12 protein-coding genes and 1 pseudogene are annotated in these 12,975 nt (G+C 38.0%); 9 read left to right on the forward strand and 4 right to left on the reverse strand.

Going from position 1 to position 12,975, the window contains the following annotated elements; translation table 11 throughout:
* The first annotated feature begins 487 nt into the window (after positions 1–487).
* The 9 genes and pseudogenes from QL989_RS13750 (at position 488) to QL989_RS13790 (ending at position 8,390) form a co-directional block, all read left to right on the forward strand.
* Complete coding sequence (locus QL989_RS13750; RefSeq protein ID WP_138606776.1) at positions 488–1,249, forward strand: metalloregulator ArsR/SmtB family transcription factor; 762 nt, start codon at positions 488–490, stop codon at positions 1,247–1,249.
* Between the two features lie 63 nt (positions 1,250–1,312).
* Positions 1,313–1,573: pseudogene (locus QL989_RS13755) on the forward strand (arsenical-resistance protein); the annotation flags it as partial.
* 14 nt (positions 1,574–1,587) lie between these two features.
* A complete protein-coding gene (locus tag QL989_RS13760; RefSeq protein ID WP_290170795.1) occupies positions 1,588–2,091 on the forward strand; it encodes a dual specificity protein phosphatase family protein in 504 nt (167 codons plus the stop codon).
* Positions 2,092–2,093: 2 nt separating this feature from the next.
* Positions 2,094–3,104, forward strand: a complete 1,011-nt coding sequence (locus QL989_RS13765) for an ArsJ-associated glyceraldehyde-3-phosphate dehydrogenase (RefSeq protein ID WP_290170796.1) — start codon at positions 2,094–2,096, stop codon at positions 3,102–3,104.
* A 9-nt stretch (positions 3,105–3,113) separates the two neighbouring features.
* Positions 3,114–4,328, forward strand: a complete 1,215-nt coding sequence (gene arsJ / locus QL989_RS13770; RefSeq protein ID WP_290170797.1) for an organoarsenical effux MFS transporter ArsJ — start codon at positions 3,114–3,116, stop codon at positions 4,326–4,328.
* A 399-nt stretch (positions 4,329–4,727) separates the two neighbouring features.
* A complete protein-coding gene (locus QL989_RS13775; protein ID WP_290170798.1) occupies positions 4,728–5,450 on the forward strand; it encodes a hypothetical protein in 723 nt (240 codons plus the stop codon).
* The gene (locus QL989_RS13780) at positions 5,450–5,932 is read left to right on the forward strand and encodes a hypothetical protein (protein ID WP_198522731.1); all 483 of its coding nucleotides are present in this window, start codon (positions 5,450–5,452) and stop codon (positions 5,930–5,932) included. The genes QL989_RS13775 and QL989_RS13780 overlap by 1 nt, the downstream gene beginning before the upstream one ends.
* Before the next feature lie 420 nt (positions 5,933–6,352).
* Complete coding sequence (locus tag QL989_RS13785) at positions 6,353–7,468, forward strand: YiiX/YebB-like N1pC/P60 family cysteine hydrolase (RefSeq protein WP_290170799.1); 1,116 nt, start codon at positions 6,353–6,355, stop codon at positions 7,466–7,468.
* A 727-nt stretch (positions 7,469–8,195) separates the two neighbouring features.
* Positions 8,196–8,390, forward strand: coding sequence for a (2Fe-2S)-binding protein (locus tag QL989_RS13790; protein WP_010389142.1), 195 nt, complete (start codon positions 8,196–8,198; stop codon positions 8,388–8,390).
* 105 nt (positions 8,391–8,495) lie between these two features.
* Here QL989_RS13790 and bfr (QL989_RS13795) read toward each other — a convergent pair whose 3' ends face one another.
* The 4 genes from bfr (QL989_RS13795) to QL989_RS13810 form a co-directional block, all read right to left on the reverse strand.
* Positions 8,496–8,960: a bacterioferritin gene (gene bfr / locus QL989_RS13795; protein ID WP_290170800.1), complete on the reverse strand. Its 465-nt coding sequence runs from the start codon at positions 8,958–8,960 to the stop codon at positions 8,496–8,498.
* Between the two features lie 11 nt (positions 8,961–8,971).
* Positions 8,972–9,445 (reverse strand): bacterioferritin, encoded by a 474-nt coding sequence (gene bfr / locus QL989_RS13800; RefSeq protein ID WP_013463107.1) that lies wholly within the window; start codon positions 9,443–9,445, stop codon positions 8,972–8,974.
* A 220-nt stretch (positions 9,446–9,665) separates the two neighbouring features.
* Positions 9,666–11,804 (reverse strand): TonB-dependent receptor, encoded by a 2,139-nt coding sequence (locus QL989_RS13805; protein ID WP_290170802.1) that lies wholly within the window; start codon positions 11,802–11,804, stop codon positions 9,666–9,668.
* A gap of 267 nt (positions 11,805–12,071) precedes the next feature.
* Complete coding sequence (locus tag QL989_RS13810) at positions 12,072–12,932, reverse strand: cation diffusion facilitator family transporter (protein WP_290170803.1); 861 nt, start codon at positions 12,930–12,932, stop codon at positions 12,072–12,074.
* Between the last annotated feature and the right edge of the window lie 43 nt (positions 12,933–12,975).

Below are 12,975 nucleotides of genomic sequence, written 5' to 3' on the forward strand. Positions count from 1 at the left end.
CCAAAATTAGAGCAATGATAAAAAAGTATAATATGAATAAAAAATTTTACTGAGTTTTTACAATAAAATATTTAGGTTTAATAATTCTTATGTTTTGATTGAAGTTCCGCTTAGCGCTGTGAGTTCAACCATTCTATGCAACATACAGCTTAAATCGTTCCGCAGGTGTTTCGTATTCTAGTATTTTTCGCGGACTCTCATTGCCAAGGTGATTGTGGAACGCATGGCTTCGCCACTTATTCGACCTACGCAAAAGGTAGGTTGGTTAAGCCGAAGACGCCACCCAACAGAGTTTCTAAGCATCAATTTAATAATGGAAAACTAACTCTAAAAAAGGCGTTCATTAAACTGTGATGAAAATAAATGATTGAGTAAAGACTGACAGTATCGTTCAAACAATATTCCTATTTATTTCTTTTTCAACGATTACTATTGCACCTTCCGCATAACAAATTTATTATATAACAAATTTGTTATGCGAGTGGTTATGAAAGTTCTATTTTTGTGCACTGAAAACTCGGCTAGATCTATCATGGCTGAGGCGTTGTTAAAACATCATGGTAAAGGTGAGTATGAGGTTTACAGCGCCGGTACTGAGCCAAATAATGTGGACAGCCGAACGCTATCAGCTATTGAACACTTTGGGTTGCGTACCGATGGTTTACGCTCAAAACACCTTGATGAAGTTAGCAATATCCATTTTGATTTTGTTATTACCCTGTGTGATAAAGCGGCCAAAGAATGCGATAGTCGAGTTAATGGCACTAATTGCCTTGCATGGGATTTTCCTGAGCCTCGTTCCCGCAAAGAAGCCAACCCGTTTGAAAAAACACTACAAGAGCTAAATGAACGGCTCAAAATGTTTTTGCTAACAAAAGAAAAGCAAAAACCAGCGCCAATCACACCAACTACTTTTTACAAAGCGCTAGCTGATGATATTCGTTTGAAAAGTCTATTAATTATTGCTGTTGAAGGTGAAGCATGTGTTTGTGAGCTAATGACTGCTCTGAGTGAAGAGAGTCAACCTAAAGTTTCTCGTCACTTAGCACAACTCAGAAAAACGGGCATTTTATCCGATAGAAAACACCAGCAATGGGTTTTTTATTCGATCAATCCAACACTACCAGAGTGGATGAAGCAAACTATTACATCAACGGTAGTGAATGATCCCATTTTCATTGAACAAGAGCTAGCCAGATTAAATGCGATGGGTGATCGTCCCACGCGTGTAGCAAGCTGCTGTAACTAGGGAGGATCATTATGGGATTTTTTGAACGCTATTTATCTTTTTGGGTCGCGATATCTATTGCTGTTGGTTATTCAAACGTATGGCATTTTCATCATTGCCTATTTTATTGCGCTAAAAATCAAGCTTAAACATAACATTGCAGCTCCATCGTGCTTAATTGGTACATCAAATTTCTTTGAGTTGGCTGTAGCTATAGCGATTTCTCTTTTTGGCTTGCATTCAGGTGCAGCGCTAGCAACCGTGGTTGGCGTTCTTGTAGAGGTGCCTGTGATGCTATCTCTCGTCGCGATTGTAAACAGAACAAAACATTGGTTTAACGAATAATTAAGAGGACTCTTATGCAAACTCACCCTTATGACAAACTGACACTTGATAATGGCGCCAGTTTTATATTTACGCCATGCCCAGGAACGAAAGAGGTTGATTTAACAACATCGGTAAAGCAACTCAAAGATGCGGGAGCACAAGCGATTGTCACTCTGATGTATGACGCAGAAATAAAGAAAAACGAGGCCGAAACACTTCCTCAAGTTTGTAGCGAACAAGGCATAAAATGGTTTCAGTTACCTATTTTAGATGATGATGCGCCTAATGATGGCTTTGCAACGGCGTTCAAATCTCACCTTAATGACGTGTTAGCTATTTTGTGTAATCAGGGCACGATAGCTGTGCACTGTAAAGGCGGTTCAGGTCGCACGGGCTTAGTGATTGGCATACTGATGTATGAGTTAGGTTACAACAAGACAAGCATTATTAACCAAGTACAGAAAGTACGCCCTAAGGCGCTTTCTAATCCTGTGCAACTTTCATTTTTTAATGAATATCAAAAAGTAGGAGTTTAACTATGACAATTAAAATTGGTATTAACGGTTTTGGCCGCATGGGCCGATTAACGCTTAGAGCAGCCTTTGGTTGGCAAAATATTGAGTTTGTGCAAATCAACGATCCTGCTGGCAACGCAGAAACACTGGCACACCTATTAAAGTACGATTCAGTGCATGGCACTTGGTCACATGATGTATCTAATGATGACAATAATGTCATAATCAACGGTCAAGCTATTCGGGTCACTCAAAATCAAGCAATTAACGATACGGATTGGTCTGAATGTGATGTCGTCATTGAAGCATCAGGTAAAATGAAAAAAACCGATCTGCTGCAAGCCTATTTAGATCAAGGTGTTAAGAAAGTAGTGGTCACTGCGCCAGTGAAAGAAGAAGGCGTACTCAATGTAGTGATGGGTGTTAATGACCACATTTATAATGCTGAACAACATGCTATTGTTACAGCAGCGTCTTGCACCACAAATTGCTTAGCACCAGTGATAAAAGTATTACAGGATAAAATCGGTATCAAACATGGTTCAATGACAACCATCCACGATATAACTAATACTCAAACCATTTTAGATGCACCGCATAAAGATTTGCGTAGAGCGCGTGCCTGTGGCATGAGTCTTATTCCAACCACTACAGGCTCAGCAACGGCTATTACCCATATTTTCCCTGAATTAAAAGGCAAATTAAATGGTCACGCCGTTCGTGTACCACTGGCAAATGCATCAATAACTGATTGTGTATTTGAAGTTGAGCGTCCAACAACTGAAGCTGAAATTAACGCTTGGATGAAAGAAGCGGCTGAAGGCGAGTTAAAAGGTATTTTGGGCTATGAAGAAAAGCCGCTAGTGTCAATTGATTATAAAACTGACCCGCGTTCAAGCATTATCGACGCGCTATCAACAATGGTCGTCAACACCACTCAGGTGAAGCTGTATACATGGTATGACAACGAGTGGGGATACGCGAATAGAACAGCTGAGCTTACTCGCAAAGTTGGTCTATCAATAAAAGGGTAATGTGACACTATGAAGCGCTTGGCATCATTATCAGACGATATTAAACAATACCTCGTGGTCACAGGCAACTATTGGGCATTTACCTTAACGGATGGCGCACTACGTATGTTAGTAGTGCTTCATTTCCATGCGTTAGGGTATAGCCCGCTTAGTATTGCTATGCTGTTTTTGTTTTATGAAATCTTTGGCGTTGTAACCAACTTGATTGGCGGCTTCTTAGGTGCTCGTTTAGGGCTAAATAAAACCATGAACATTGGTTTAGCTATTCAAATTGTTGCCTTGCTCATGCTAGCTGTTCCCTCTGAATGGTTAACAGTTGTATATATGATGATTGCCCAAGCGCTTTCTGGTATTGCCAAAGACTTAAATAAAATGAGTGCTAAAAGTGCTATCAAGTCGTTGGTTACCGATGGGCAAGAAGGCACGCTTTTCAAATGGGTAGCTATATTAACAGGATCCAAAAATGCTTTAAAAGGCGTTGGCTTTTTCTTGGGTGGTTTACTGTTAACCTTATTTTCGTTTAAAGGTGCAGTGTTGCTGATGGCAGGTGTATTGGCACTTGTATGGTGTTACAGCCTTTACGCTTTAAAAAGTGATTTAGGAAAAGCGAAGAGCAAACCTAAGTTCACCGATATATTCTCAAAAAGTCGTTCAATTAACCTCTTGTCGGCTGCACGACTATTCTTGTTTGGTGCCCGTGATGTCTGGTTTGTGGTTGCACTGCCCGTATTTTTGTCGCAAGCCTTTAATTGGGATCATTGGACGGTAGGCGGCTTCTTGGCACTATGGGTGATTGGTTACGGTTTCGTACAATCTATCGCACCTAATGTAATGAACCTCAAAGAAGGGTTTTCGCCTGCTACAGAAACAACCAAATGGGCGAGTTTACTGGCACTGGTTACATTAGGTATAGCCTTATCCCTGTATTTTAATTGGCAAGTAAAAACAGTACTCATCGCTGGTTTAATGTTGTTTGGTGTACTGTTCGCCATTAATTCATCGCTGCACAGTTATTTGATTGTTAGCATGGCAGATGCCGACGGTGTTTCTCTCGATGTTGGCTTTTACTATATGGCTAATGCGATGGGGCGTTTGATTGGTACAGTATTGTCAGGCTGGATTTTTCAGCTATATGGGTTAGCGGCTTGTTTAGCGATATCGTTTGTATTTATTGCACTGGCTGGGCTTTTCTCAACAAAGTTACCAACAACAGCAACTAAATAAGCATATAGCGGATTTAATAACTATCCTATGACACTCATCCGTTAGGGATAGTTAACTACCTCATGATGGTAATAAGCTTTTAGCTTAACGGTTGCATTGTGGCACAAAACTATTGTCTTTCTAAAATGAGTGAACGTATAAATTAGCTTAAAGGCACCTATAAAGTATTTACCCAAAAGCGTTTTAGGCATAAACGAGTTATACCTGAATGACTGAACTCACAGCAAAAACCGGACGGTCACCTTTTTATACCAAATGCATTTAAGATTTCCCTGACTTGATGTAAATAGTAATTTGGTTCCTGTATAAGGAACGATATGAGTATCGTGAGATAAGGTTTACTTAGCTACTTTATGTTAATGTAAATAAGATAATAATTAACTTTTTAAGGTTGAAGTAATGGAATATAACAATCTATCCAAGCTTGTAAAAAAAGTTCTCAAAACAGATCAAAGTGGTAATACAACAATGCCCTCAAGACGCGAAATGACAAGCAAAATTTTTGCGTTTATTATGCTTATTCCTGGAATTACTAGCATTGTGATGACAGTAACAAGCGAAGGAGGGGAAAGTATTTTCTTCGCGATTTCTGCAAGCTTCTTTTTAAGTATATCTATATTGCTTTTTGGTCGAAAGAGCCGCTTAGAGTTTAACGGGACAGAAAAAAAGCTTAATTTAAAAACCGCATTATGGGGTTACTTTCAAAGAAGTAAAGTTATTACATCGTTTGATACACTATCAATTGAATTAAGTAGTATAGGCGCGCAAGGCCCTTATCAAATTAAGTTTGTTGATCAGTTATATGAATTTAAACAGTATACAGATGCTAAAATGTTCATTTCGTTTTTATATAAAAAATATAATATTATTGCTGCTGAAACCATATCAGATTGGCCAAATAAAACGCCGATAAGGTTTGCTCAAAGCGAATTAGATATTTCACCACAAATTGCTCATGATAGCACAAAAGCTAATTCAAACTCTCATCTGGAAGATGTAGATTTTAATAGAGAGGATCTTGTTTTCATTGAAATATGGGATCGCAAATCGCTAATAAAATTATCCCTGCCATTTTTTGTTTTTACAGCCATTGCCGGCTTAGTTAAATACGGAGTGCTGTAATGTATTTTAAAGAACTATCTAGTGAGCTAGCTATTTATCGACAACCAAGGTTAACTAGATTATTGCTAGTTTTGTTGTGTGGTTTCTTTTTATTTATCGGGCTAATTAATGTGTTTAATTCTGATGAAGCAAAATCATTACCGATATGGGTATCTGGGTTTATATGCTGGCTAGGTTGGAGTGGCTCGTTTGGTGGCTATGTATGTCGTTTTGATCTCGCGAAACAAACCTTGGAATTAAAGTCGAGTAGTTTATATACTATTTTTAAACGTGTTTATCAATTATCAGATATTAAAGGTTTTAAAGCTATACCAAGAAAAGGCTACACACATAACTATAGATTATATGCAGTGTTAACTGATAATACTCATGTTGCTTTCGCAAGCTACAAAGGACGAGGATTTGCAGTTAAGGAGTGTATAAAAATGGCTGACTTTGTCAGTAAGCCTTATCAAATCAATATTGATACAGCTCCATTATAATTTTATGAGAACTAAGTAGCGCGGATTAACATATTTTTTAGAAACCAATGCCAAACGCTTAGTTTACTCCGGTGTTTATGGAGTTTAAGCTTAGCTCGCTACAAAAGAATTCGGGTATGAGCGATAATCGGTCATCGAGACTGGCTGAATATCGTAGTTAATTGATTGGTTAAACTGCTCTTTGCGCATATATTAATGAAAATGAGCGCTGCCCGCATATTGGTTCATTTAACTTTACCTAAAAAATTTAGAAAACTTTGTGATAGTAATGCCTTAGGTAATTTGTTAAAACTATATAAAGTAGATAAATGAGCGTTAAGTCGGCAGAAATATGCGCGATGAGCGCACTATTAAATTGTTATGCGCCAGAGTGCTCCTGAAAAACCTCAACCATACAGTTCAAGTCTAGAGGATATCAATGTGTCTAAAAAGTATATTATTAATTATAAAGAGTTAGAGCCCGGAGATATAATCCTTACCGCTGATAAAGGCATCGTTAGCAAAGGAGTCCGGTTGGGTACTCTTTCAAAATTTTCTCATGCAGCTATTTATGTTGGTGGGACAATGATCGAGGCAACTTTGTCTGGGGTGTTTTCTAAGAACCCTCAGCGACTTATTTTTGATTCAAAGGATCATGTGGCGATCTATCGCTATGATGGAGAACTGACAGAATCTCAAGTTGAAGATATCAGTAACTTTGCTCGCTCAAAAACATGCTCTTTATATTCAATTCCTGAGGCTACTACGTTAAGGCTTAGGGAATTACTTAAGAAACCCGCAACTAAACAGCAATTTTGCTCAAGGTTAGTTGCACTTTCTTATTCAGAAAGTGGGGTTAATCTTAAAAACTTAAGAAACCCTGCGTACTGTACGCCTAAACAATTGTCATTATGTAAAGCGTTTTACAAAGTTGATCATATGGTTCGAGAGGCTACCAGTGACGAAGTTTCGTTCTCAAAGACTGAAGATCCTACAATTACTCATCAGAAAGAAACTACTGAATGGGTTCGTCGAGTTCGGCAGTTAAGTCAAACGGATGCTCTCTCTATGAAATATGATATCCAAACAATAAATGACGTAGATGAGTTTCTTTATGAGAACAGAACATTTAATAATTCAATTTTAGAATCTGTAAAAAATGGTGGGTATCTGACATTCTATAAATATGACACTAAACGTAACCCTTGGAGGTATGATAGAGTCTTATTAGAAACAATGCTCATCTATCAGCCTGATAAAGAGTCATTTCTTGAAACTCAATTAAAAATTTCTTTTGATGTGTTTAATGTTTATAAAAATAACTTGGTTAAGTACTTGGAGTATTACTCTTCCACAGGGTTGAGTTATTACAAAGAGCATGGTTATTTGTACTATAACTTAATGGATCTAATTTATATTAGGTCAAAAAATATTAATGAAGTATCAGAAAAGCTAGGGTTTAAAAAAGAGGCATTCATAAGTAAGGAAGTAATGAATAGAGCCAAGGTAAACTGTGAGATCGCTACACAAGTTCTTGAAGGTAGCGTAAGCGCATAACAAACAATTTAAGAGGGATTCCCCACGCTTGGCATTTTTACTTCGGGTCAAGTTTAGTGATTACGGCGTCCAAATTGAATGTTCTGGTAGCGTGGCTCACCCCTTAATTGGGCGTTACCACTGTCTGCAAATGGCACAAACCGGAAATAGCCCACGCACTAATCCTATATTTATACATTAAGGCTTCTTTAGACTTAATATAATTCATTTTAATCATTCAACTATTTACCTAAACTTAGGGTCTGTTGGCCTTTACGGATTAATATTTGTTCAAACTAGGGGGAATTTAATCGCGACGCGAGATTTGTAACCTAGTGGGCTAAGTAAAAATCGAGCAACAAAGAGTTAATTGCCCCTAGGCAGAACCCTTCGGGCAGCGCCTGTTTGGCATTGATGCTGCGTTATCGCCTATTTATGGGGAATAACCACACCACATAGACTCTGCCTTGCCTAAAGACCAAACAGACTGCTGCAAATTTAACCTTGAAAGGTCAACAGACCCTGAACCTACTTAAATTTAAGGCGAGACTTTAGTTAATAAATCTCAATTTAAGTGCCATACTTCGAATGAAATTCAAACAATTCTCAACTTGCCGCGAATTCTCAATTTAAGTGGCGCTGGCCAAAAAAGGCAAAAAATTTAATTTTTGATTAAAAACCAATTGATAACTATTTTCGTTTAGATTAATATAAACCCACTAAATGAAATTGAGAGTTGTTTGTATTCATGTATGTTTGTCTTTGTCACGGTGTGACCGATAAAAAAATTGAGCAAACCATCGACGATGGTGCTACTACCATGCGCGAGCTAACTAAAGAGCTTAAAGTGGGCAGCCAATGCGGTAAGTGTTGTTGTTGTACTAAAAAGATCCTCAATCGTAAACTGATTCAAATTGCAGATATAACCGATCAAGTGGCTTAATAGTAATCTACATAAATAGGCCTACCTAAACGAATTGGTATAACATTTAAAAATTAAACATAAAAAAGCAGCCTTAGCTGCTTTTTTTGTATTTATAACTTTAACTTACAGTTGCGATTGTAAGTAGTTTTCAAGCCCAGTGTTTTTGATCAGTAGTTTCTGTGTTTCTAGCCAATCAATTTGCTCTTCTTGCTCATTTAAAATGTTGTCGAGCGCTTCACGGCTAATGTAATCTTTTTTACTTTCAGCTAGTTTAATGGCAGCACGAAGCTCGTCTACTGTATCAAGTTCAAAGCTCATGTTAGCGGCAATCATTTCTTCGCTGTTTTCACCAATGCGTAAGCGTCCTAAATCTTGAAGGTTCGGCAGGCCTTCTAAAAATAAAATACGCTCAATTAAACGATCGGCGTTTTTCATTTTTTGTATCGATACTTTGTAATCAGCTTTGTCTAGTTTACTAAAACCAAAATCTTTAAACATGCGTGCATGTAAAAAGTATTGGTTAATACCCACAAGCTCATTAGCAAGTACTTTATTTAGTGCTGCAATAACGTCTTTATCGCCTTTCATAATATAAGTCCTTATTCGCCCATTTGAGCTTGGTGATAGTTTTGAGTGCCAATTTTGTCAATCAGACCCAGTTGTTGCTCTAACCAGTAAACGTGATCTTCTTCGGTATCAAATAATAGCTTTTCTAAAATTTCACGAGATTGATAATCTTGCTGTTGTTCACAGATAGCAATAACCTCTTTAACACACTCAACCACTTCAAGTTCTAAGGTTAAGTCGTTTTGCATCATGCTTTTTACATCGTCACCAATTAACAGATCACGACGTTTAGTCATGTTTGGTACGCCTTCTAAAAAAAGAATACGCTTGATTAGCCAATCAGCGTGATCTTTTTCTTCTTCCATTTCATGGTTAAGACGCTCATAAAGTTTGTTTAAGCCCCAATCGTCGTACATACGAGAATGAATAAAATACTGGTCAATAGCAGCTAATTCGTTAGCTAACAATGTATTGAAGGCGTCGATTACTTTTTGATTACCTTTCATAGCGCTTATCCTAAAAATTCTAATTGTGGCTAGTCTAGTATATAGGCACAGAATTGCAAGTAATTTACTTATAAATCATATGGTTAATATTGAGTTTGATTCTCGTTTAAGTTTGCATTGCTGGTTAATAAACGGACAGGTTGTTATTTGTATTTTAGATCAGCAAGTTAGTTGAGGGTATAAGCGCGTTCATACCGTAAAAGTATGAACGCGTAAGTGATCAAAATTGATAAGTAACACCCACTGTGGCCGTGGTACCTAAACCTTTAATGTTGTATCCACCATAGGTGTAAGATTGCGCACGGGCAGGGAAGTAGTCTTGGTTAAATAGGTTTTCTATCCCGATAAAACTTTTCCAGTTGTCTGCAAACTGATACTGACCACTTAAATTAAAAACCGTGTAGTTATCGACAGGTCCCTGATCGCCAACATATTTACCATTATCATTAGGCTCAAAGCGCTTTCTATCACCCACATACAAGTAACTTAATGTTAATGATAGGGTATCCGTAGGTTGCCAGTTAAGATTGGCTGTGGCTTTTGGTGGGCTGATTTGCTTAGAGCCTAAATATATATCGGCTTCAGTATTTTCACCTTCTACATAACTATAAGTTGCTAGTAATTTAAGAGATGGGCTTATGGTGTAGTCTACTAAGGCTTCATAACCCCAAATTTCTTGAGGTGCTCTAACCGGTTCATAAACACCCGTTACTTCATTAAATTTGTTTGTAGTGCCAAGCTCAGAGGTGCTTCGATATGCTGCGACTTCTAAACGAACTGCATCAAATTGAGAATTAAAACCAATTTCATAATTATCGATAATTGAAGCTTGTGTTTGAATAAGGCCTATATCATTTACTGTGGCAGAGCGAAGTAGGCGGCCAATATCTGATATATCAGATCCCTGTGAGTAGTTTAAAAAGGGGCTGAATTTTTCATCTAGATTGTATTTAATGCCCACGTTATAGGTCGTAGCATTGTAATCAACCGTGTCGCCTTTTACGCTAATTGGCACAGAGCATTGCGTGGCCGTTTTACATAATTTAAGCGTGCGATAATCATCTACGCTAAGGTCGATATTTTCTTTGCGTACACCGGCCTTTATTATTAAGTTATTAGCAATAACCCACTTAGTTTGTAAAAAGCCCGCGACACTTTTCATGTCCATTTCTGGCACCCAAACACGCCCATCAACCAGCGGTTGTGCAGTCACATCATTTAAAGCATCAATTCCGTAAATAAATGACGCTTCAACTGAGTCAAAGTCAACCTGGGTATTAAAAGTTGCTCTGGCGCCTTTTTTTTCTGAACTTATAACTGATTGACCACCTTGATAATTCTCATCAGGATTGGCAAGGTTTGGAGAGAAGAAAAACACATTTTCTATATCTTGCGTATAGAGGTCTAACGTCATTTGTGTGTTTTCAAGCAGTGCGTAGTCGGTGTATTTTAAGGTTATATTTTCGTTGCCTTCTGGCCCTTGTGGTTTACCTTGCTTTTGTAATTCTGACGGCACATGAATGGCGTAGGTTTTTTCTCTTAGGCTCATATCACCAACAACATCGCCTAAGTCGGTTTTTTGTTGTGAACTGAAGTAGTTATAACTAAATTGGAGTTGCTTTTCATCATCAAAGTCATAGCCAAGCTTAGTGAAGTAATTTTGTGTAACGGCATCAGATAAACCATATTGTAAACCGAGAATATCGCCTTGCGAATCGCGTTGTACACCGTTTTCTTCATAGCTTGCAGTTACTAAGTAGCTAAACTTATCGGCACGACCATTCAATGCTGCAGATAACCTTGCGCCTGCGCTTTCTTCAAGTTTTACCGCACTAAAACGACTCGATAAGCTTATTTCACCTTGGGTTTGGCCATCGCTTTGTGCTTGTTTGGTAATATAGTTAATAATTCCGCCTGATGCGCCGTTACCATAAATTGACGTTGCCCCTTTAATGACCTCTATTCGACCTATTGCGCTTGGATCTAAGGTTTTTACCCCTAATGATCCGTTACGCAGTGGCGTTGACTGTGGCACGCCATCAATCATGATCAGTGGGGCACGCCCGCGTAAAGTTTGTCCTGAATTACTTGAGCTTCCAGTATCTGGAGCAAGGCCGGGAACCATTTGTGCTAAAAGGCTTTGTAATTCTGGATTAACTTTTAAATGCGCTTCTATTTGCTTTTGACTAATAATAGTTATGGAAGCAGGGACCTCATCAATACTTTCAAAAACACGACTACCCGAAACAATAACGTGCTCCATTTCTGTTTGATTTAAATTTCTTTGGATCGTTGATTCGTCTGCAATACTGGCGCCACTGACTATTAATGCTATTAAGCTCAGAGATGTTTTAAACATGCGGGTCCTTCGTTTGAATGGTTTTAGTTGTATTAATGATGGGCGCAATATTAAGAGTAATTTAAAGTAAACGCAAGGTTAATGATAATTGTTTTTATTTGCATGTATGCTATTGCAAGCTATAGGTGGTCAAACATAACGTTGCGTTAAAATAGATGCTCGTAACGGCAGTTGATTATTGTTAGCAGGCCTTCTGCGTTTTGTTGCACAAGGCATAAAAATAAAGATGCGATTAGCTTTAATTACAAAGTAATTTGTATAATCAAACTAAGGTGAACAACACTCAATTACGCAGTGTTCAATTGCAAATTCATCATGTAAATAGTGTTTTATGGCATTAAGCTCAATAGGGGTATCTGTTTGCATCACAATTTCACAGTGAGTGGTAGTATCGTCCAGTTGCCACGCTTTTATTGATTTTATTTGCGTAATAGCAAACTGTTGCAGTAATTTCTTGCTTATAAGTTGCTGATCAAAATCAATGGGTGCTGCTTGCATTAAAATGCTGCAGCTGGCTTTCAGTAATAACACGCCGTGATAAATAACGTACAGTGATATTAAAATGGTCGCTATTAAATCAACTACATACCACTGGTATAAAATGATTAAAGTACCGGCAATAATAACGACTATTGATGCCATTGCATCAGATACATTATGAATAAACGCCGCCTTTATATTCATGTTATTTTTAGCGCCGGCTTTAAAGGTTAATAACGCAGTGACTAAATCAACGAGTAGCGCTACTGCGGCAACCCATACAATAATCCAACCGTTAATTGGTTGGGGGTTTAAATAACCATTTATGGCTTCAAAAATTAAATAACCCCCGATCACTATTAACGTAGTGCTATTAAAAAGGGTTGCTAGTATTTCTGCGCGTTTGTAGCCAAAATGATGGGTTGTATCAGCCTGTTTATTGCCAATTTTTCGGGCAACGAGGGCAATAAAAATAGAGGCCGCATCACTTAGGTTATGTAATGCATCGGCAATTAATGAAAGGCTGCCAGAAAATACGCCACCAACAACTTGCACTGCAGTCAGTAAAACATTTATAAATACGGCAAGGGTGAGCTGTTTATCACTTTGGTTATCATCAACGTGACTATGTGAGTGACCATGACCCATTCTAGTTAAACTCCCTTATTGCTTTACTTTTTACCCATAATGA

The sequence above is a fragment of the Pseudoalteromonas sp. APC 3224 genome (genome assembly GCF_030407535.1).
Classification (GTDB): domain Bacteria; phylum Pseudomonadota; class Gammaproteobacteria; order Enterobacterales; family Alteromonadaceae; genus Pseudoalteromonas.